Source organism: Phenylobacterium soli, from assembly GCF_003254475.1.
In the GTDB taxonomy this organism is placed as follows: Bacteria; Pseudomonadota; Alphaproteobacteria; order Caulobacterales; family Caulobacteraceae; genus Phenylobacterium; species Phenylobacterium soli.
The window spans coordinates 346,041-365,760 of record NZ_QFYQ01000002.1; the positions used below are offsets into that span (position 1 = coordinate 346,041).

18 protein-coding genes are annotated in these 19,720 nt (G+C 70.6%); 7 read left to right on the forward strand and 11 right to left on the reverse strand.

From position 1 onward, the window contains the following. Positions 1–18: 18 nt before the first annotated feature. From DJ017_RS19085 to lpxK, 3 genes are read left to right on the forward strand one after another with little or no spacing between them, the layout of a single operon-like run. Positions 19–1,026 carry a cation diffusion facilitator family transporter gene (locus DJ017_RS19085; RefSeq protein WP_111530481.1) on the forward strand — a complete coding sequence of 336 codons (1,008 nt, stop codon included), beginning with the start codon at positions 19–21 and terminating at the stop codon, positions 1,024–1,026. Beyond that, complete coding sequence (locus DJ017_RS19090; protein WP_227000254.1) at positions 1,023–2,303, forward strand: 3-deoxy-D-manno-octulosonic acid transferase; 1,281 nt, start codon at positions 1,023–1,025, stop codon at positions 2,301–2,303. Before DJ017_RS19085 ends, DJ017_RS19090 begins: the two co-directional genes overlap by 4 nt. Then, positions 2,300–3,319, forward strand: a complete 1,020-nt coding sequence (gene lpxK / locus DJ017_RS19095) for a tetraacyldisaccharide 4'-kinase (protein WP_111530482.1) — start codon at positions 2,300–2,302, stop codon at positions 3,317–3,319. The genes DJ017_RS19090 and lpxK overlap by 4 nt, the downstream gene beginning before the upstream one ends. Here the strand turns inward: lpxK and DJ017_RS19100 are convergent. Continuing rightward, positions 3,316–4,401: a phosphotransferase family protein gene (locus DJ017_RS19100; protein WP_111530483.1), complete on the reverse strand. Its 1,086-nt coding sequence runs from the start codon at positions 4,399–4,401 to the stop codon at positions 3,316–3,318. The two genes, lpxK and DJ017_RS19100, sit on opposite strands and share 4 nt — an antisense overlap. 115 nt (positions 4,402–4,516) lie before the next feature. Further along, the gene (gene purD / locus DJ017_RS19105) at positions 4,517–5,797 is read right to left on the reverse strand and encodes a phosphoribosylamine--glycine ligase (RefSeq protein ID WP_111530484.1); all 1,281 of its coding nucleotides are present in this window, start codon (positions 5,795–5,797) and stop codon (positions 4,517–4,519) included. A gap of 143 nt (positions 5,798–5,940) precedes the next feature. Between purD and DJ017_RS19110 the strand changes: the two genes are divergently transcribed. The 3 genes from DJ017_RS19110 (at position 5,941) to DJ017_RS19120 (ending at position 9,262) form a co-directional block, all read left to right on the forward strand. Then, positions 5,941–6,603: a sensor histidine kinase gene (locus DJ017_RS19110; RefSeq protein WP_111530485.1), complete on the forward strand. Its 663-nt coding sequence runs from the start codon at positions 5,941–5,943 to the stop codon at positions 6,601–6,603. 3 nt (positions 6,604–6,606) lie between these two features. Further along, positions 6,607–6,873 (forward strand): SemiSWEET family sugar transporter, encoded by a 267-nt coding sequence (locus tag DJ017_RS19115; RefSeq protein ID WP_111530486.1) that lies wholly within the window; start codon positions 6,607–6,609, stop codon positions 6,871–6,873. A 97-nt stretch (positions 6,874–6,970) separates the two neighbouring features. Continuing rightward, positions 6,971–9,262 carry an O-linked N-acetylglucosamine transferase, SPINDLY family protein gene (locus DJ017_RS19120; RefSeq protein ID WP_111530487.1) on the forward strand — a complete coding sequence of 764 codons (2,292 nt, stop codon included), beginning with the start codon at positions 6,971–6,973 and terminating at the stop codon, positions 9,260–9,262. Here DJ017_RS19120 and DJ017_RS19125 read toward each other — a convergent pair. From DJ017_RS19125 to rfbF, 7 genes are read right to left on the reverse strand one after another with little or no spacing between them, the layout of a single operon-like run. Then, a complete protein-coding gene (locus DJ017_RS19125; RefSeq protein ID WP_227000255.1) occupies positions 9,252–9,908 on the reverse strand; it encodes an LbetaH domain-containing protein in 657 nt (218 codons plus the stop codon). The two genes, DJ017_RS19120 and DJ017_RS19125, sit on opposite strands and share 11 nt — an antisense overlap. Further along, positions 9,905–10,708 (reverse strand): NAD-dependent epimerase/dehydratase family protein, encoded by an 804-nt coding sequence (locus tag DJ017_RS19130; protein WP_111530488.1) that lies wholly within the window; start codon positions 10,706–10,708, stop codon positions 9,905–9,907. The genes DJ017_RS19125 and DJ017_RS19130 overlap by 4 nt, the downstream gene beginning before the upstream one ends. Beyond that, positions 10,705–11,196 (reverse strand): acyltransferase, encoded by a 492-nt coding sequence (locus DJ017_RS19135; RefSeq protein ID WP_111530489.1) that lies wholly within the window; start codon positions 11,194–11,196, stop codon positions 10,705–10,707. Before DJ017_RS19135 ends, DJ017_RS19130 begins: the two co-directional genes overlap by 4 nt. Before the next feature lie 3 nt (positions 11,197–11,199). Then, positions 11,200–11,739: a dTDP-4-dehydrorhamnose 3,5-epimerase gene (gene rfbC / locus DJ017_RS19140; protein WP_111530490.1), complete on the reverse strand. Its 540-nt coding sequence runs from the start codon at positions 11,737–11,739 to the stop codon at positions 11,200–11,202. Then, positions 11,739–12,980, reverse strand: a complete 1,242-nt coding sequence (locus DJ017_RS19145; RefSeq protein ID WP_111530491.1) for a class I SAM-dependent methyltransferase — start codon at positions 12,978–12,980, stop codon at positions 11,739–11,741. Before DJ017_RS19145 ends, rfbC begins: the two co-directional genes overlap by 1 nt. Next, positions 12,977–14,041, reverse strand: a complete 1,065-nt coding sequence (rfbG, locus tag DJ017_RS19150) for a CDP-glucose 4,6-dehydratase (protein WP_111530492.1) — start codon at positions 14,039–14,041, stop codon at positions 12,977–12,979. The genes DJ017_RS19145 and rfbG overlap by 4 nt, the downstream gene beginning before the upstream one ends. Then, positions 14,029–14,796 carry a glucose-1-phosphate cytidylyltransferase gene (gene rfbF / locus DJ017_RS19155; RefSeq protein WP_111530493.1) on the reverse strand — a complete coding sequence of 256 codons (768 nt, stop codon included), beginning with the start codon at positions 14,794–14,796 and terminating at the stop codon, positions 14,029–14,031. Before rfbF ends, rfbG begins: the two co-directional genes overlap by 13 nt. 130 nt (positions 14,797–14,926) lie before the next feature. On the opposite strand from rfbF, the gene DJ017_RS19160 reads away from it, so the two are divergent. Beyond that, positions 14,927–15,682, forward strand: a complete 756-nt coding sequence (locus DJ017_RS19160) for a sulfotransferase domain-containing protein (RefSeq protein WP_193540013.1) — start codon at positions 14,927–14,929, stop codon at positions 15,680–15,682. Between the two features lie 230 nt (positions 15,683–15,912). Here the strand turns inward: DJ017_RS19160 and DJ017_RS19165 are convergent, their stop codons facing one another. Further along, positions 15,913–17,562 carry a glycosyltransferase family 4 protein gene (locus DJ017_RS19165; protein WP_165830724.1) on the reverse strand — a complete coding sequence of 550 codons (1,650 nt, stop codon included), beginning with the start codon at positions 17,560–17,562 and terminating at the stop codon, positions 15,913–15,915. 97 nt (positions 17,563–17,659) lie between these two features. Then, positions 17,660–19,666, reverse strand: coding sequence for a beta strand repeat-containing protein (locus DJ017_RS19170; protein WP_165830725.1), 2,007 nt, complete (start codon positions 19,664–19,666; stop codon positions 17,660–17,662). Between the last annotated feature and the right edge of the window lie 54 nt (positions 19,667–19,720).

Consider the following 19,720-nt stretch of genomic DNA (forward strand, 5'->3'; position numbering starts at 1 on the left):
GCGGTGAGACATAGGCCCATGGCCCACGGCGACCATCATCATCACGACCACCACGACCACGACCATGACCATGACCATGACCATGACCATGACCATCATGGCCATGAGCACGGGCATGGACACGGTCACGGGCATCACCACCATCATGTCCCGTCGAATATGGGCCGGGCCTTCGCCATCGGGGTGGGGCTGAACACCGCCTTCGTGGCGGCGGAGGTGGTGGCGGGCCTGTGGTCCTCGTCCCTGGCGCTGCTGGCCGACGCCGGCCACAACCTCTCCGACGTGCTGGCCCTGCTGCTGGCGTGGGGCGCGGCGGTGCTGGCCAAGCGCGCGCCGACGGGGCGGCGGACCTATGGCCTGCGCAAGGGCACGATCCTGGCCTCCCTGGCCAATGCGGTGATGCTGCTGATCGCCATCGGGGTGATCGTCTCGGAATCGGTGCGCCGCCTGATGCATCCCGAGCCGATCGGCACCGGCATCGTCATGTGGACCGCCGGTCTCGGCGTGATCATCAACACCGCCACCGCCCTGCTGTTCTTCCGCGACCGGGACCACGACCTGAACGTCCGCGGGGCCTTCCTGCACATGGCCGGCGACGCGGCGGTGTCGGTGGCGGTGGTGATCGGCGCGGCGGTGATCGCCGGCACAGGCCTGCTCTGGGTCGACCCGCTGCTCAGCCTGCTGATCGCGGCCTTCATCGTGCTCGGGACCTGGGGGCTGCTGCGGGATTCCATCAACCTGGCGCTCGACGCCGTGCCGCCCGGCATCGACGAGCGGGCGGTGATGGACTGGCTGAGCGATCGGCCGGGCGTGCAGGAGGTCCATGACCTGCACATCTGGGCCATGAGCACCACCGAGACGGCGCTGACCGCCCACCTGATCCGGCCGGCGAACGGCGACTGCGACACCTTCCTGCACGAGACCTGCGAGGAGCTGAGCCGCCGGTTCAACATCGGCCACGCCACCTTGCAGGTGGAGACCGACGCCTCGGTGGCCTGCCGGCTGGCGCCGGCCGAGGTGGTGTGAGCCGACCGCTTCCTCTCGGGCGCCCTCTCCCGCTGGCGCTCTACGCCGCGGCGAGCGGCCTCTTGGCGCCGCTCGCGCCGATGCTGCTGCGCGGCCGGGCCCGGCGGGGCAAGGAGGATCCGGCGCGGATCGGCGAGCGGCTGGGGCGCGCCGGCCGGAGCCGGCCCGAAGGCCTGCTCGTCTGGCTGCATGGGGTGAGCGTCGGCGAGACCCAGTCGCTGCTGCCGCTGATCGATGCGTTGAGGGCGCGGCGGCCGGAGCTGAACCTGCTGGTGACCTCGGGCACCCTGACCTCGGCCGAGCTGCTGGCGAGGCGGCTGCCCGAGGGCGTGATCCACCAGTTCGCGCCCGTGGATGCGCCGGGCGCCGTGGCGCGCTTCCTGGACCACTGGCGGCCCGACCTCGGCATCCTGGTAGAGAGCGAGCTCTGGCCGAACCTGATCCTGGCGGCGAAGGCCCGGGGCGTGCGGCTGGCCCTGGTCTCGGCGCGGATGACCTTGGAGAGCGCCCGCGGCTGGGCGCGCGCGCCGGCCTCGGCGCGGGCGCTGGTCGGCGCCTTCGACCTGATCCTGCCGCAGGACGCGGCCACCGAGGACCGGCTCGCGGGGCTCGGCGCCAGGGTCGGCGGGCGGCTGAACCTGAAGCTCGTCGGCGCGCCCCTGCCCTGTGACGCGGCCGAGCTGGCGCGGCTGGAAGGCGCCGCCAGCGGGCGCAAGGTGGTGGTGGCGGCGAGCACCCACCCGGGCGAGGAAGCTTTGGTCGCCAGCGCGGCGCGGGAGGCGGGCGCGGGGCTCGTGGTGGTGGTTCCGCGCCATCCGGACCGCGGGCCCGCGGTGGCGGCGGAACTGGCTTGGCTGGGCTTTACGGTGGCGCGGCGGGCGGCGAGCGAGACGATCCTGCCCGGGACCTCCGCCTATGTGGCGGACACCCTCGGCGAACTCGGCCTCTTCCTGCGGCTGGCGGACGTGGTGGTGATGGGCGGCGCCTTCGCCGAAGGGATCGGCGGGCACAATCCGCTGGAGGCCGCCCGGCTCGGCAAGGCGATGATCACCGGGCCGCACGCCTTCAACGCCCGCGAGGTCTATGACGCCATGTTCGCCGAGGTCGCGGCCCTGGAGGCCGGCGACGGCGCGGCCCTAGCCCGCCACGTGCGGGGGCTGCTGGAGAACCCGACGATCGCCCGCCGCATCGGCGAGGCGGCGCTGGACTTCGCCGGGCGCGAGGGCGCGGCCCTGGAGGCGGCGCTGGACGCGCTCCAGCCGCTGATCGCCGCATGAAGCTGAAGACGCCCGAATGGTGGTACCGGCGCGAGACGCGGGACATGCCGCGGACCCGCTTCCTGCTGACGCCGGTGTCCTGGATCTGGGCGGCGGTGACGGCCCGGCGGATCGCGCGGGCCAAGCCTGAGGACCCGGGCGCGCCGGTGATCTGCGTCGGCAACGTCACCCTGGGCGGAGCGGGCAAGACCCCGGTGGTCCGCGCGCTCGCCGAGCGGCTGGCCGCGCGGGGCGTGGCGGCGCACCTGTTGTCGCGCGGCTATGGCGGGCGGCTCGAGGGGCCGGTGCGGGTCGATCCGGCGATTCACACCACCGCCGAGGTCGGCGACGAGCCCCTGATGCTGGCCCAGGGCGCGGGGGGCGGCTTTCCGGTCTGGGTGTCACGCGACCGCGCCGCGGGCGCCAGGGCCGCGGCGGCGGCGGGCGCCAAGGCCGTGGTGATGGACGACGGCCATCAGAACCCGTCGGTCAGGAAGGCCCTGTCGCTGGTGGTGGTCGACGGCGAGACGCGAAATGGCGAGTGGCCGTTCGGCGATGGCCGCGTCTTCCCATCAGGGCCGATGCGCGAGCCGCTGAAGGCGGGGCTGGCGCGGGCCGACGCGGTGGTGCTGCTGATGCCGCCCGGGCTGGACACGCCGGATCCGGAGCTGCTGGCGATGCTGGCGCCGAGGCCGGTGCTGCTGGCGCGGCTGGAGCCGGCCGCGCCGCCGCCGACGGGGCCGCAGGTCGGTTTCGCAGGCGTCGGCAAGCCGTGGAAGGTGGAGCGGGCCCTGGCCGAGGCCGGCTGCGAACTGGCCGACTTCGCCCCCTTCCCCGACCACTTCGCCTATGACGAGGCGACCTTGCAGCGCCTGGCCGACCGGGCGGCGCAGTTCGGCGCGGGCCTGGTGACCACCGAGAAGGACTGGGTACGCCTGCCCCCCGCCTGGCGCAGCCGCGTCACCGCCTGGCCCGTGCGCGCGCGGTTTGCGGACGAGGCGGCGGTGGACGCGGTGCTGGCGACGGCCGGGCTCTAGCCGACCGCGCCGGCCTTCTGGGCGAAGGCCCAGCTGGTCTGGGCCAGGCCGACGACGCGCGGGCCCATGTTGGCGGCGTCCGGGTGGTTGGCCGTGCCGTCGCGGACCCGGCCGAGGATGCCCTGGATGATGCCCGCCAGGCGGAAGGTGTTGTAGGCGAAGAACCAGTTGAGCTCCGGCATGCCGGCGCGGCCGGTGAGCTCGCAGTAGTAGTCCACCGCCTCGTCGATGGTCGGCAGGCCGTGGGCCTTGAGGTCCGGCAGCTGCGAGATGGTGCCGTTCACCCAGTTCATCAGCAGGTAGGTGAAGTCGGCCATCGGGTCGCCGAGGGTCGAGAGCTCCCAGTCGAGCACGGCGATGACGCGGGACTCGGTGGGGTGGAAGATCATGTTGTCGAGGCGATAGTCGCCGTGGACGACCGAGGTGCGCTCCTGCGGCGGCAGGCTCTTGGGCAGCCAGTCGATCAGCTTCTCCATCTCGGGGATGGCTTGCGTCTCGCTGGCCTTGTACTGCTTGGTCCAGCGGTCGACCTGGCGGCCCATGTAATTGCCGGGCTTGCCGAAGTCCTCGAGCCCGATCTTGACGTAGTCGGTGTTGTGCAGGTCGGCGAGGGTCTTGATCTTGGCCTTGAAGATCGCGTTGCGGACCGCCGGCTCGTACTGCGGCAGGGTCTGGTCCCAGAGGATCCGGCCCTCAACGTTGTCCATGATGTAGAACCAGGTGCCGATGACGTCGTCGTCGGTGCACAGGCCGTAGGTCTTGGCCACCGGGAAGCCGGTCGGGCCGAGCGCCGAGATCACCTTGTACTCGCGGTCCACCGCGTGGGCGGAGGGCAAGAGCTTGCCCGGCGGCTTGCGGCGCAGGACGTACTTCTTGGACGGGGTGATCAGCTGGTAGGTCGGATTGGATTGGCCGCCCTTGAACTTGCGGACCTCGAGCGGGCCCTCGTAGCCGGCGACGTTGGCCTTCAGCCAGCGCTCGAGCGAGGCCTCGTCGAACCGCTGGGATTCCGGAACGACATCGGTGCCGGTGTTCGCCTGTTCGCGAGCCTGCTCGCCGGCGATTTCGGTCGTGACGGCCATGGCGTTCCTTACCCCTCGTACAAGTGTTTGAACCACTTTACCGGGGCGGGACGGGCGGGAGCAAGGCCGAGGCGCGGCGCCCCTTACCTTTGGGCGCCCTGCCGATCAGGCGGCGTCAGGCGCCTTCGCGGGCCAGGGCGCGCCAGCCGATGTCGGAGCGGCAGAAGCCGTCGGCGTAGTCGATCGCCTTGATCGCGGCATAGGCCTTGTCGCGCGCGGCCTGGAGGCTGGGCCCCCGGGCGCAGACGTTGAGCACCCGCCCGCCGGCGGCGCGCAGGGTCCCGTCGGCGTCCCGCCGCGTTCCGGCGTGGAAGACCACCACGTCCGGACCGAAGTCGGCGTCGGCGCCCTTGATCTCGCCGCCGGCCTTCGGCGTGCCGGGATAGCCCTGGGCGGCGACCACCACGACCACGGCGTGGTCGTCGCTCCACTCCGGGGCCGGCAGGTCGGCCAGCGTGCCGGTGGCGCAGGCCATCAGGTAGGGCACGAGGTCGCTCTTCAGGCGCAGCAGCAGGGCCTGGCACTCCGGGTCGCCGAAGCGGACGTTGAACTCGACGAGCTTGGGACCCTGGGCGGTGGCCATCAGCTCGACGAAGAGCACGCCGCGATAGGGCGCGCCGTCGGCGGCGATGCCGGCGAAGGCCGGCTCGGCCAAGCGGGTGCGCACCTGGTCGACGAGCTGCGCGGTGAAGACCGGGGCCGGCGAATAGACGCCCATGCCACCGGTGTTGGGCCCCTGCTCGCCGTCGAAGGCGCGCTTGTGGTCCTGGGCCGAGCCGAAGACGATCGAGGTCTTGCCGTCGCACAGGGCGAACAGCGAGCCGATCTCGCCCTCGAGGAACTCCTCGATGATGACGCGGGCGCCGGCGGCGCCGAAGCGGCCGCCGAGCGCGTCCTCGACCGCCGCGTCGGCCTCCTCGCGCGTGGCGGCGACCACCACGCCCTTGCCGGCCGCCAGGCCGTCGGCCTTGACGACGAAGGGGGCGGTGAAGGCGTCGAGCGCGGCCTTGGCCTCGTCCACCGTCTCGCAGACGCGATAGGCGCCGGTGGGCAGGCCGTAGCGGTCGCAGAAGGCCTTGGTGAAGGCCTTGGAGGATTCGAGCTGGCCGGCCTGGGCGGTCGGGCCGAAGCACGGGATGCCGGCCTCCGCGCACGCGTCGCCGAGGCCCGCCGCCACCGTGGTCTCCGGGCCGATGACCACCAGGTCGGCGGCGATCTCGCGCGCCAGGGCGATGAGGCCCGGCACGTCGACGGCGCCGACGTCGCGCACCTCCGCCACCCGGGCCATGCCGGGATTGCCGGGCGCCGCCACGAGGCGCGTCACGAGGGGCGACTGCGCGATCTTCCAGGCGAGCGCGTGCTCGCGGCCGCCGGAACCGACCAGAAGGATGTTCATGGGTGGCGCTTAGGCGGCGCACGGCCGGGCGGTCAAGAGGCACGCGGCTCCAGACAGAACGTCGTTCGGCGGGGAACCGGCGACCAAGCGGCGCCGTTGGTCTGGCCGGGGGGAGCGCCGGATGGGTCTGGGGGACCCGGGAAATGTCCACGCACGGCAACGAGGCTCAAGACGCAACGGCGAGCGGGCGGCTCGCGGAACTGGAGGCGGAACTCGCCCGCGCCCACGCGCGGCTGCGCGAGGTGGACCACCGGATGAAGAACGACCTGCAACTGATCGCCTCGGTGTTCGTCCTGCAGGCGCGCCGCGCGCCCGCCGGGCCGGAGCGCGACGCCGCCCAGAGCGCCCTGGACCGCATCAACGCCCTGATGGCCGTCCACCGCCGCTTCGAACCGAACGGCGAGACCGCCCGGATGGCCGTGGACGGGCTGGTTCGCGACATCGCCGAGGAGGCGCTGGCCGCCTGCCGCCGCGAGGACGTCGGCCTGCGCCTCGAGATCGACCCCGTCACCGTGCCGACCCGCCAGGCCGCGCCCCTGGCGCTGATCACCGGCGAGCTCGTTCGCGAGGCCCTCACCCAGCCCGTCGCCGGTGGCCCGGGCGCGGTGACGGTGTCGCTGAAGCGCGGATCGGACGAGGTGGAGCTGAGCGTCGAGGGAAACGGCGACGGGCGCGACGGCGAGGCCGCGAAGGGCTTCGGCGCGACCCTCGTCGGCCTGCTCGCCCAGCAGCTGCGCGGCCGCTTCGAGACCTTGCCGGCCGAGCCGGGCCGGCGGGCCGTGGTGCGCTTTCCACAGAGCGCCTGAGCCTTGTCGCCCCTCGCCAACATCGTGGGCGTGGCCGCCGCCCTCTGTTCCATGACCAGCTTCGCGCCCCAGCTGCTGAAGATCTGGCGCGAGCGCGACGCCTCCTCGGTGTCGCTGCGCATGTACATCGTCACGGTGACCGGCTTCAGCCTGTGGATCGCCTATGGCGTGCTGATCCAGAGCTGGCCGGTGATCGGCTCGAACGTGGTCTGCCTGCTGCTGTCCGCCGCCATCCTGGCGCTGAAGTGGCGCTTCTCGCGCCGGGGATGAGCCTTGGGGCGACCCTCTAGCCACGGAGCGCGGGGCGGCTTAAGCCTCCTGGCCCTGGGGTGAGCCCAGGGACGCAAAGGCTGCAAAAGGTCGGGGCATGGACAAGCGCTTGGTGGCGGCGAACGAGGCCTTGCAGGCGGGTCGCGCCGGCGAGGCCATCGGCCTCCTCCAGGAGGTGCTGAACGAGGACGCAGGCCAGCCGGCGCAGGTCTGGCGCGTGCTGCTGCACCAGCTGTTCCGCGCCAAGCGCCGCGAGGAGGGCGAGGCCTGGTCGGCCCGGGCCGTCGCGCAGTTTCCCCGCGAGGTCGAGTTCTGGAACCTGCGCGGCGTCCTCCTGCGCCAGCTCGGCCGATTCCCGGAGGCGCTCGCCGCCCTGGACCAGGCCCTCAAGATCGACCCCAGCTCCAAGTCGCCGCAGGTCAACCGCGGCAACATCCTGCTCGACATGAAGGAGCCGGCCAAGGCCGAGCAGGTGTTCACCAAGCTGGTGCGCGCCGATCCGCGCAACGCCGAATACCAGCGCCAACTGGCCCGCGCGCTGCACTTCCAGGGCCGGACCGACCAGGCAATGGTGCGCTGGCGCCAGGCCGTGGCCCTGAAGAAGAATTTCATCGACGCCTGGCTCGACATGGCGGGGGTGTTCAACGAGGGGCACCGCCAGGCCCAGGCCCACGACCTGCTCGACAAGGCGATCGCCGCCAACCCGGAGGAGTCGCGCCTCTACGAGGCCAAGGCCATCGTGTTCCGCCGCTCGGGCGAGCTGCGCAAGGCCGAGGCCTACCTCACCGGCCTGCTGCCGAGATTCCCCAACGCCGCGTGGCTGGAATACCAGCTCGGCGCCAGCATGACCGATTACGATCGGGCCCGCGCCAACGAGCATCTGCGGCGGGCGCACCAGCTCGATCCCAGCCGCCTCGACCACACCCTGGCGCTGGTGGAGAGCCTGGAGCGCACGCGCACCGGCGACGAGGGCGCCAACATCGAGGAGGCCTATCAGCTCCTGAAGGACGCCATGCGCCGCGAGAAGCTGACCTCGCCGGCCCATCTGAAGATCGCCTCCGAGGTGCTGATCCGGGTCTCGGCCTTCGATGAGGTGGCGCAGCTCGGCAGCTTCAGGGATCTGGGCCGGACCTGGGCCGAGAGCGGCCGCCACACGGCGCTGCTCAAGCAGCTGGCCCGGGTGCGCACCGACGAGGACCGGCTGGAGCTGGTGGAGCAGCACCGGATCTGGGGCCGCAGCATCGAGGCCCAGGCCGCCAGCTTCCCGATCAAGCGCCCGCCGCCCCGGCCGCGCTCGGACAAGATCCGCCTGGGCTTCATGTCCTCAGACCTGCGCCACCACCCGGTGGCCTACTTCGCCCTGCCCCTCTTCGACCACCTCGATCGCGACCGGTTCGAGGTCTACTGCTACTCGTTCTACCAAGGCGAAGAAGACGCCATCCAGCGGCACATCAAGGAGCGGGTGACCGCGTTCCGCTGGCATCCGGACATCGGCGCCCGCGACGCCGCCCAGCTCATCGCGGACGACCAGCTCGACCTGCTCATGGAGCTCGGCGGCTCGACGTTCATGAACAAGCTGGAGGTGATGGCCTGGCGCCCGGCGCCGCGCCAGGCGAGCTGGCTGGGCTATCCGCACTCGGCCGGCCTGTCGACCATCGACTACTTTGTCTGCGATCCCTACAGCGTGCCGGCCCGGCCGGAGCTGATGATCGAGCGACCGATGCTGATGCCTGACAGCTGGATCGCGCTCGGCAAGATGGTGTTCTCCGAGAGCCACGAGATTCTGCCCGGCCTGCCCGAGGATCGCGCCGGCCGGATCACCTTCGGCACCGCCAACAACCCGCACAAGTACAACCCGGACATGATCGCCCTGTGGTCCGAGGTGATGAAGCGCGTGCCGGATTCGCGGTTCATGTTCATCCGCCCCGAGGGCGGCACGCCGAGCTTCCGCGCCAATATCCTGAAGGCCTTCGCGGCCAACGGCATCGCCGCCGACCGGGTGGTCTTCCAGGCGATCCGCGGGCGGCACATGCCGTTCTACAACGAGGTGGACATCACCCTGGACACCCTGCCCCTGACCGGCGGCACCACGACGACCGAGGCCCTGTGGATGGGCGTGCCGGTGGTCAGCCTGATCGGCCCGGCCTTCTTCGAGCGGCTGAGCTATTCGATCCTGACCAACTCGGGCGTCGGCGACATGGCCACCGAGAGCAAGGCCGAGTTCGTCGAGATCGCGGTCAGGCTGGTCGAGGACCGGGCGCGGCGGCTGCACCTGCGCCAGAACCTGCGCGAGCAGATGAAGGCCGGCCCGCTCGGCCGCACCGAGGACTTCGCGCGCAAGTTCTACGACATGGTGGCCAACACCGTGGCCGAGCCGGCTAAAGCCTGAAGTATTCGGAGAGCAGGTCGTCGGGGCGCGGGCGGAAGGTCAATCCGCCCGGCGTCTCGCCGGCGAAGACCATCGAGCCTCTGGGCACGTGCTTGTTGATGACGCGGACGCCCTGGCTGATCACGCAGTCGTCCTCGACCACGGCGCGGCCCGCCACCGAGGTTCCCGGATAGAGGATCACCCGGTCGCCGATGACCGGGATCTGGTCCTTGTGCCGGCCGACCGTCGTGCCCTGATAGAGCACGAGGTAGTTGCCGTAGGTCGCCTTGGCCAGGACGATGCCGACGCTGTGGCCGATGTAGAACACCTCCGGCATGGCGATCTCGTAGAACAGGTCGATGCCGTTGAAGGCCTTGTTCATCAGGAAGAGGCGCGTCGCCGCGGCCGTGTCGCCCGACCGCTTCCAGATCGTATTGCTGAGATAGTACAGATAGATGCAGTGCTGTGAGGACTGCAGCACATTGAACTGGTCCGGCCGCCAGGGGGCGCAGGCGTTGATGCAGCGGTGCAGGCGCTCGAGCGCCTCGTCGAGGTGGGCGTCGACCGTCTTCCTGAAGGCGTCCTCGCGCCCGTCGGGTACGATGTGGGCGCACTGGGCGGTGGTGTAGGCGACCAGGCTCTCGCGGGTGTGGTCGATCAGCTTCACGCCTTCAGCCCTTCCAGATAGTCGGCGACGACCGCCTTCACCGGCCGCGGCGCGACCCCGAGCGCCCGCAGCCGGCCGATGGCCGCGTTGGGCGGCGCCGGCGGGCGCGCGTCGCCGCGGAAATCGACCTGCCAGCCGGCGGCGGCGAAGACCTCGGCGATCTCGCCGTTGGCGGTGAGCGCGCCGCTGGCGACATTGACGATCTCGCCTTCCGGCGCGGCGGCGATGGCCAGCAGGGCGTCGACCACGTCGTCGAGGTGGATGTAGTCGCGCGCCACGTGCGGGCTGGAGTCGAGCGAGAGCGCGCGGCCGCCCCGCGCCCGGATCAGCCATTCGGAGAGGAAGCCCGGCGCCCCGTCCGTCCAGTCGTAGACGTTGGCGAGCCGCGCCACCGCGCCCCGGCCGCCTGAGCGGGTCATGACCAGGTTCTCGCCGAGCGCTTTGGAGAGGTCATAGACGCGGCGCGGATCGAGGGGATCGAAGACCAGGGGCTCGGCCTCGTCCACCTCGGCCTTGCGAAGGCCGTCGTAGAGGCGGGTCGAGGAGAGATAGACGATCTTCTCGAAACGGCCGGCTTCGAGGATGCGGCTGACGAGGCTCGCATGGGCCTCCACCGTATCGAAGGGGCGGCGGTCGTAGTCGGCCGTCAGGCCGGCGCAGTAGTAGACGAGGCCCAAGTCGCGGGTCAGGAGCTCCGGATCGCCCTTGGCCGGGGTCCAGGGCGCCTGCCCGGCCGCGGTGAGGCGCTCCGCGAGCCGCGCGCCGACGAAACCGGCGGCGCCGAGGACAGTGATGCTCACGCGCCCCGCTCGCCGATCTTGCGAGCCGGGACGCCGCCGAAGATGGCGTAGGCCTCCACCTCGCCGCGCACGACCGAGCCGGCGGCGATCACCGCGCCCTTGCGCACGACCGCGCCGTCGAGGAGCACGCAGTTGGAGCCGATCCAGACGTCATCCTCGACGAGGATGCCGCCGCGCGAGGGCATGAAGCCCTGGTCGCGGATGCGCTTCGTCCGGTCCGCTATGGCGTGGTTCGTCGGCGCGAAGGTGCAGTTGGCGGCGATGGCGACCGCATCGCCGATCCGCACGCCGTTGCCGGTGTAGATGACCGTCCCGGAGTTGATGGCGCAGTCGGCGCCGATCACCACGTCGCCCATGCCGCCGGCCGGCTTGATCTTCACGAAGCTGTCGATGACCGTGTTGGGGCCGACGCGGATCAGGGTGCCGCGCACCGAGTCCTCGATATCGGCGAGCGGCGAGACCTTCGCGGTGGGATGGATCTCGATCACGCCTCAGCCCGCCCCGTTTGCGTAGTCAGGATAGGTCGCGTCGCGCGGCGATATCAACGCCGGCGCCATGGGCCAGGCGATGGCGAAGGCCGGGTCGTCCCAGCGCACGCCGGCCTCGTGACCCGCGGTGTAGGCCGGCGCGATCTGGTAGAGCACGTCGGAATTGGGCTCGAGGGTGAGGAAGCCGTGCGCGACGCCCTCGGGGATGTAGAGCGCGCGGGCGTTGTCGGCGCTGAGCTCGACGGCGGTCCAGCGGCGGTGGGTGCGGCTCGCCGGGCGAAGGTCGAGGGCGACGTCGAAGATCCGGCCGCGGACGCAGCGCACCAGCTTGGTCTCGGCGTGGGGCGGCTTCTGGTAGTGCATGCCGCGCAGGGTGCCGACCTGGGGGTTACGCGACAGGCTGGTCTGGACCGGCCCGAACGGATGGCCGGCGGCGGCGAACTCCTCCGGGCACTGCAGCCGGGCGAAGGCGCCGCGCTCGTCGGTGTGGGGCTCGATGTCCGCCACCACAACGCCGGCGATCTCCGTCTCGGTGAAACGCATCAGTCGAGGACCTTCGTCTCCGGCGAGGCGATGACGAAGCGGCCGCCCCAGTCGCGGATGAAGGCGAGCTGGCCGATGATCTCGTCCTTCAGGTTCCACGGCAGGATGAGGACGTAGTCCGGCTTCACCTCGGCCACCTTGGCCGGCGAGGCGATCGGGATGTGGCTGCCCGGCAGGAAGCGGCCCTGCTTGGCCGGATTGGCGTCGAAGGCGCAGGCGATGTCGGCCGCCGTCGCCCCGCAGTAGTTGAGGAAGGTGTTGCCCTTGGCCGCCGCGCCATAGGCGGCGATCAGCTTGCCCTCGGCGCGGGCGCGCTCGATGAAGGCGCGGAAGCTCGCGCGCACCGCCTGCACCCGCGGCGTGAAGCCGTCGTAGGTCTCGATCCGGTCGAGGCCGGCGGCGTGCTCGGCCTCGCGCAGGGCCTTGAGCGCCTCGGTCTCCGCCCGGCCCGATCCGGCATGACAGACGAAGAGGCGCAGCGAGCCGCCATGGGTCGGCAGCAGCTCCACGTCGAAGGGGCGCAGGCCGTTGGCCCGCAGCACCTGCTCCACCGCCAGCAGCGAGAGGTAGGAGAAGTGCTCGTGGTAGATGGTGTCAAACTGCACCTTCTCGATGAGGTTCAAGAGGTGCGGGAACTCGAAGGTGAGGACGCCTTCCGCCTTCAGAACCTCGCCGAAGCCGGCCACGAAGTCGCCGATGTCGGGCACGTGGGCGAGGACGTTGTTGGCGGCCATCAGGTCGGCCCGCACGCCGCGGGCGGCGAGCACGCGCCCGGTCTCGGCGCCGAAGAACAGCACCTCGGTGGGGATGCCCTTGGCGCGGGCGGCCTCGGCGGTGTTGGCCGTCGGCTCGACGCCGAGCACCGGCACGTCGCGGGCGAGGAAGTGCTGCAGGAGGTAGCCGTCGTTGCTGGCCACCTCGACGACAAGCGAGTCCGGGCCGAGCTGGAAGCGGTCGATCATGGCCACGGCGTAGCGGCGCGCATGTTCCACCCAGCTCGCCGAATAGGAGGAGAAGTAGGCGTATTCGGCGTCGAAGATGGCGTCGGCCGGCACCACGTCCTCCACCTGCACCAGGAAGCAGGCGTGGCAGACGCGCGCGTGCAGCGGATAGGCGGCCTCGGTCCCGGCGGCGAGCTGGTCGGCGGTCAGGTAGCTGTTGGCGAGCGGCTGGTCGCCCAGATCCACGAGGGTGTGGCTCAGCGGGGTCTTGCAGAAGCGGCAGAGGAGCTGGGAGGTCATCGGCCGGCTTCGTAGCCTTCGATCTGCTCGCGGCACAAGGCGAGTGCGTCCTCGCCGGCGCCCTGACGGCGATACCAGTCCATGGTGAGGGCGACAGCGGCGGGCGCCGCGAGGCGGCTTTCGAAGCCGAGGGCGCGCCGGGCGAGGCCGGCGTCGATGGCCAGGGACCTGGCCTCCAGGGAGTTGGGGTCGGGCTCGTGGCGCCAGGGCTTGCCGCCCAGGGCCTCGACGCCGAGGCTGGCGAGTTCGCCGACGGTGACCTCGGCCCCGCCGGGTTTGGGCCCGAAGTTGACGGCGCGCGGCGCGTTCGCCGGATCGGTGGCCAGCACCTCGAGCTGGCGGAAATAGCCCGCCAGGCAATCCAGCACATGCTGCCACGGACGCGTCGCCTCCGGGTGGCGCAGGACCACAGCCTCCCCGGCGCGGGCGGCGCGGACGATGTCGGCGACGATGCGGTCGCGGGAGAAGTCGCCGCCGCCGATGACATTGCCGCCCCGGGCGGTGGAGAGGGGCACGCCGGCCGGTTCGAAGTAGCTCCTGGCGAAGCTCTGGGTGACGATCTCGCAGGCCGCCTTGGAGGCCGAATAGGGATCCTTGCCGCCCAGGGGATCGGCCTCGGTGAAGGCGCGGCCGGTCTCGGCGTTGGCGTAGACCTTGTCGGAGGTGACGGTGAGGACCGCCTTGAGGCCGCTCTGGCCCCGCAGGGCCTGCAGCAGGTGGGCCGTGCCCATGATGTTGGTGGCGAAGGTGGCGATGGGGTCGGCGACGCTGGCGCGCACGATCGGCTGGGCGGCCATGTGCAGGACGAGGTCGAACGACTGGCCGTCCAGGGCGGCGGCGACGGCGGCGGGGTCGCGCAGATCAGCGATCCGCGAGCGGCAGAGGCGCTCGACGCCGGCCAGGGCGAAGAGGCTGGGATCCTGGTCCGGCGCGAGGGCGAGACCGGTGACCTCCGCGCCCAGGGCGTCCAGCCAGATGGCAGCCCAGCCGCCCTTGAAGCCGGTGTGGCCGGTGACGAGGACGCGCTTGCCTCGCCAGAAGGCGCGGTTCACCGCTTCCACGGCGCCTCACCCGAGGCCCACAGGCCCTCGAGGACGTTCTTGTCGCGCAGGGTGTCCATGGCCGCCCAGAAACCGTCGTGCTTGAAGGCCATCAGCTGGCCGTCGGCGGCCAGGCCGGTGAGCGGCTCCTGCTCCCAGATGGTGTCGTCACCGTCGATCCGGCCGATGACCTTGGGATCGAGGACGAAGAAGCCGCCGTTGATCAGGCCGTTGTCGCCGGGCGGCTTCTCGATGAAGCGCTGGACCTGGCCGTCGGCGATCTCCAGGGCGCCGTAGCGCCCCGGCGGGGCGACGGCGGTGACGGTCGCCTGGCGGCCATGCTTGCGGTGGAAGTCGGCCAGGCGGCGCAGGTCGAGGTCGGCCACCCCGTCGCCATAGGTCAGGAAGAAGGGCTCGTCCGGCTCCAGGTAGCCGGCGATGCGCTTGAGGCGGCCGCCGGTCATGGTCTCCTCGCCGGTGTCGACGAGGGTGACGCGCCAGGGCTCGTGATTGGTGGCGTGGTACTCGATGGCGCCCTTGGCCAGGTCCACCGTCAGGTCGGCGTTGTGGAGCACGTAGTTGGCGAAGTACTCCTTCACCACATAGCCCTTGTAGCCGAGGCAGACGATGAAGTCGTTGAAGCCGTAGTGCGAGTAGAGCTTCATGATGTGCCAGAGGATCGGCCGGCCGCCGACCTCGATCATCGGCTTGGGCTTCAGGTGGCTCTCTTCGGAGATGCGCGTGCCGAGCCCGCCCGCCAGGATCACCGTCTTCATCAAACGCCTCTCGCAGGCCGCTGCCGCGGTCCGCGCCCCCGCAAACCGAACCCCCTCTTATCGCGCTCCGCGGCCCTCATGAAGCGTGAATGGCGCTTGCCCCGGCGGGCCCGACAGGGGATGGGGACTGATGGCTGAGCCGCGCGTCGACTTCATCATCGCAGGGGTCCAGAAGGCCGGGACCACGGCCCTGTTCGACTACCTGGCCGAGGCTCCGGAGGTCTCCCTGTCGCGCGAGAAGGAGACCCACTTCTTCGACGACGACGAGCGAGACTGGGCGCGGCCGGACTATGCCGATTACCACGCCCTGTTCGCCCCGCCGGACGGGCGCCCGCGCGGGGAAGCGACGCCGATCTACCTCTATTGGCCCAACGCGCTGGAGCGCATCCGGGCCTACAACCCGGCGATGAAGCTGATCGTCGTGCTGCGCGACCCGGTGCAGCGGGCGTGGTCGCACTGGCGGATGGAATACGCCCGCGGCTGGGAAACCCAGCCCTTCGCCTGGTGCGTCCGCCAGGGGCGGATGCGGCTGTTCGACAGCCCTCTCCCCGACGCGCCCTGGGGCTTCCACCGCGCCTTCTCCTATGTGGAGCGCGGCTTCTACGGCGAGCAGATGGAGCGGCTGTTCGGCCTCTTCCCGAAGGAGCAGGTGCTGGCGCTGAAGGCCGAGACGCTGCAGGCGGACCCGACATCGGTGCTGGCCGAGGTGCGCCGTTTCCTGAGCCTTCCGCCCGCCACGGCGGCTGTGGAGCCGCGGGCCGTGCACGTGGGCCGGGAGATGGACTACGGGTCCGAATTGACGGACGAGGACATCGTGTTCCTGCGTCGGATCTACGCCCGCGACCAGGCGCGGCTGGCGTCCCTGACCGGGATCGGCTTCGACTGAGGATGTAACCGACGATCCGCCTGGACCCGGCCGGGCGCCCGGTTTGGGCGGCGTTCATGGCCAAGTTGCGCAATCGTGATGAGGGATTCCCTTTCGCGCAGCAGAGCTTTGCGTTAGAAGTACGAGGTCAGCCTAGCTCTCCATGGCTGTGTCGCTTTGGCCGGGCGGTGGAACCTGAGTTCGCCGCCCGGCCGCTTGCGTTTTGGGGGCTGAGTTTCCCCCCGCCAATCTCAGTCTTCAGCCAGGGTGACCACGCCGTAGCGGGCGAGCCACAGGACGCCGCGGGCGACGTAGCCGCGCCGGTCGGGCGCCGCCACCTGGGCCAGCTCCGCCACCGTCGCCACGCCCTTCTGGCCGAGGATGGCCAGCATCGTCTCCACCTCGTCGAGGGTCGGGCGATGGAAGCCGCTGTAGGAGACGATCGGCGACTCCAGCAGCGGCTTGGCGAGGTCCCAGCTCATGCCGGGCGCGAGCCGCACCGGGCTGCGCGCCGTGACGTGCCGCGAGGGATAGCTCTGGAAGAGGGTGAAGGGGTCCGGGCGGTAGGGATTGTCGCGGGTGCGCGGCTCTGGCGGGGCCGCCAGGCGGCGGGCGTTCTGCTCGGCCCAGAGCGCCTGGTATTGCGGGATGACGGCGGCCCAGTCGAACACCTCGCGGGCGCGGACCTTGGCCGCCTCACCCATCTGGCGACGCAGCTCCGGCTGCTCGACGAGGGCGGCGATACAGGTCTCCGCCTCGGCATAGTCGATGGCCGTGAACTGGGCGGCCGCGCCCACATAGTTGTCGTAGTTGAGCCAGTTGTTGGCGAACCAGTAGGCGAGATCGCCGCCCTCGCCGGGCGGCGGAGCGATGGTCGGCACGCGGAAGCCGTCGACGCCGTGGCGGACCGTATCCTTGTAGCCGTCCCAGTCGGTCACGACGCAGGGCAGGCCGGCGGCCATGGCCTCGATCGGCGTCAGGCCGAAGGTCTCCTGGATGTTATCGGAGAAGCTGATGAAGAAGTCGGCCACCGACCAGATTGAGAAGCGGACGTCCGGCGGACGGCCATCGACGCTGCGATAGAGGACCGACGGGCAGAGGGCCCGCGTCTGCTCGTGGTAGGCCTGCTCTTCCTTCGGGTTGGGCGACCACCCGGCGTTGACCCAGCAGATGGGGCGGCCCGTGCGTTTGGCGGCGCGCTCCAGGGCGATGGCCATGAGCGCCGGGTTCATCTTCGCGCGGATGTTGAAACGGCCGACGAAGAGCGCCACCACGGCGTCGTCGGGGATGGCGAGGCGCTCGCGCCAGGCCTTGCGGTGCTCCGGCGAGGTGGAGAAGTCCTCGGTGTTGACGCCGAGCGGGATGGTGACGCGCATGGGCTCAGGCCGGCGGCGCGGGCCGCGCTCGGCGTCCAGGTAGTCGCGCATCATGGAGAGCTGGGTCTCGACGGCGTGGCGCACCGCCTCGGAGGTGCAGATCAGGGCGTCGAAGCTCTCGGTGGGCGCCACCAGCATGTCGGCGAGCGCCTGCATGACCCGATCGGTGGCGGTCGTGTGGGTGATGCCGCAGATCGCGTAGGTGCGCGAGCCGAATGGACGGCGCAGCCATGACTCGTTGGTCAGCGAGGGCATCGGCACGTTCAGCACCCCGACCTCGCCGAGGCCGGAGCGGTTGGTCTGGGGGATCCAGCTGATCGGCTTCTTCGGCGCCTCGACCCGCTCGAGGAGGGCCTGAAGCTCGTTCATCGGGCGACCGGCGACGTTCCAGAAGTAGTAGCGGTCCACCTCGGCGTGGCGGAGGTAGCCGCGCAGGAAGCTCTCGCCGGCCGAGATCCGGCCCAGCAGCTCGGGGCCGCTGGTGTCGTAGCCGTTGGGATGGAGGTAGAGGGCCGCGTTCGACATGGCCATGGCTCTAGCGGCGCCGGTGCGGCCGCGAAAGGCCCAAAAACAAAAGGGCCGCCCCGAAGGGCGGCCCCCGTAGTTCCGTCTGAGCCGAGGCTTAGACGAGGTTGGTGTAGTGGATGTCGGCCAGCGAGCGGCCGATCAGAACCACCGCGTCATCCGACGCGTCGAGCGCGTTGGTGGCCGTGGCGTGGGTGTCGGCGAAGACCACCACGTCGTTGCCCACCTGCACCGCGACGAACTCAACGCCTTGGCCGAACTTGCCGTTGGCGTAGGTCGTGGCCGCCGCGTAGTCCGACGCCGTGAAGGAGGCGTCGAAGTTCAGCGCGGTGGCCGTCGAGGTGAAGCCCGTCCCGGTGAAGTGCAGGACGTCGACCGGGGTCGCCTGCGTGCCACCCGTCCAGTCCATGATGCGGTCTTGCGAACCGATCACGTTGTTCGACTCGTTGTCGGCGAAGTTGAACGTGTCGCTGCCCGCACCACCGGTGAGGACGTCGGTGCCGCCAGCGCCGGTGATCTGGTCGTTGCCGTCACCGCCGAGGATGGTGTCGTTGCCGGCGGTGCCGGTCACGACGTCAGCACCCGCACCCGCGTCGACGTAGCCGGTCGTGCCGCCCGTCAGGACGATCGTGTCCGCGCCATCGCCAGCCGAGATGCTGTCGTTGCCGGTGCCCGAGAGGGTGATCTGGTCGATACCAGCGCCCGACGAGACCGTGTGCTCACCGTTGCCGGTGGCGGAGATCACGTCGTTACCCGCGCCGGCCGTGATCGACAGGTTCGAGTTGCCGGTGCCGCCGAAGGTGTTGTTGCCTTCGCCCAGGTCCACCGTGCTCTTGGTGCCGCCAGCGGCCAGGATGACCGTGTCGTCACCAGCGCCGGCGCTGATGGTGTCGTTGCCGGAGCCAGCCGTGGTGTCGCTGATGCTGACGCCCGTGTTGTGGACGATCAGGTCGTTGCCATCACCACCGGTGAGGACGTTGTTCGACGCACCCGCCGCGTTGATCCAGATCGAGTCCGCGCCCGTGCCGCCGTCGACGGAGTTGTCGCCGCCGGAGGTGGAGAGCGAGTCGGCGCCGTCGCCACCCAGGAGGGTGTCGTTGCCGGTGCCGGTGGCCGTGATCGTGTCGTTGCCGAGGTCGCCCGAGAAGTAGAGCGACTGCGAGTTCGACGCGAAGACGATCGAGTCGTTGCCAGCGCCGCCGGCGACGGTCGCGCCCTTAGCGAAGGTCGTGCCCGCCGACGCGGTGATGGTGTCGTCGCCGGCGTTGCCGTTGATCGACACGGCCTTGGTGAAGGCGCCGCCGGTGATGACGATGCTGTCAGCGCCGTCGCCGCCGTGGATCGTGCCGCCGCCGGTCATGGCGCCGGTGGTGATCGTGTCGGCGTCGTTGCCGCCGTCGACGTTCACGTTGCCGGCCGTCGTGCCGAGGACGATCGAGTCGGTGCCGTCGCCGCCGGAAACGGTGTCGTCACCGCCGACCGAGGCCACGATCGAGTCGTTGCCGAGGTCGCCCTGCAGCCAGTCGTTGCCGAGGCCGCCGGTGATGATGTCGTTGCCTTGACCGCCGAGCAGCGTGTTCGAGTCGCTGGCCGTGGCGCCCGTGGCGTAGAGGATGTCATCGCCCTTGTTGCCGTTGGCGCGGTTCGAGCCGTCGCCCACGTCGATGGTGTCGTTGTCGCCGCCGCCGTAGACGGTGTCAGCGCCAGCGCCGCCGGTCAGGATGTCGTTGCCGGTGTTGCCCTGCAGCACGTCGTTGCCGTTGCCGCCGGTCAGGACGTCGTCGCCCAGATCGCCGAACATGGCGTCGTTGGTCGCACCGAAGGTCGCGGTGTCGGCAGTGCCGAGACCGACGAGCAGCTTCGAGGAATCCGGGAAGATGAAGTCGCTCTCGCCCAGGATGCCCGTGCCGAACGTCACCGATTGACCCGTCACCAGGTCCTTGATGGTGGCGCCGGACACCGAGATCGAACCGGTCGAGGTCGCGCTCGGCGGGATCGAGGTGGTGGTGAAGGTCACCTGCACCGCCGAGGCGTGCGAGGTGGAGTTGCTGAAGACGATCTGGTCAGTGCTGGCGTTGTAGGACGCCGCCTGAGCCGTGGTCATCGTCTCAAAAGTGTAAGTCGCCATTAGTCTCTCCAGTCTGTGTCACACGGACCC

Bases quoted from the DNA above. Each gene is read 5' to 3' on its own strand.
- DJ017_RS19085 (WP_111530481.1), top strand. From the start codon at position 19: ATGGCCCACGGCGACCATCATCATCACGACCACCACGACCACGACCAT.
- DJ017_RS19100 (WP_111530483.1), bottom strand. From the start codon at position 4,401: ATGGCCGTCACGACCGAAATCGCCGGCGAGCAGGCTCGCGAACAGGCG.
- rfbC (WP_111530490.1), bottom strand. From the start codon at position 11,739: ATGCGTTTCACCGAGACGGAGATCGCCGGCGTTGTGGTGGCGGACATC.
- DJ017_RS19160 (WP_193540013.1), top strand. From the start codon at position 14,927: ATGGCTGAGCCGCGCGTCGACTTCATCATCGCAGGGGTCCAGAAGGCC.
- lpxK (WP_111530482.1), top strand. From the start codon at position 2,300: ATGAAGCTGAAGACGCCCGAATGGTGGTACCGGCGCGAGACGCGGGAC.
- purD (WP_111530484.1), bottom strand. From the start codon at position 5,797: ATGAACATCCTTCTGGTCGGTTCCGGCGGCCGCGAGCACGCGCTCGCC.
- DJ017_RS19120 (WP_111530487.1), top strand. From the start codon at position 6,971: ATGGACAAGCGCTTGGTGGCGGCGAACGAGGCCTTGCAGGCGGGTCGC.
- rfbF (WP_111530493.1), bottom strand. From the start codon at position 14,796: ATGAAGACGGTGATCCTGGCGGGCGGGCTCGGCACGCGCATCTCCGAA.
- DJ017_RS19145 (WP_111530491.1), bottom strand. From the start codon at position 12,980: ATGACCTCCCAGCTCCTCTGCCGCTTCTGCAAGACCCCGCTGAGCCAC.
- DJ017_RS19165 (WP_165830724.1), bottom strand. From the start codon at position 17,562: ATGTCGAACGCGGCCCTCTACCTCCATCCCAACGGCTACGACACCAGC.
- DJ017_RS19170 (WP_165830725.1), bottom strand. From the start codon at position 19,666: ATGACCACGGCTCAGGCGGCGTCCTACAACGCCAGCACTGACCAGATC.
- DJ017_RS19110 (WP_111530485.1), top strand. From the start codon at position 5,941: ATGTCCACGCACGGCAACGAGGCTCAAGACGCAACGGCGAGCGGGCGG.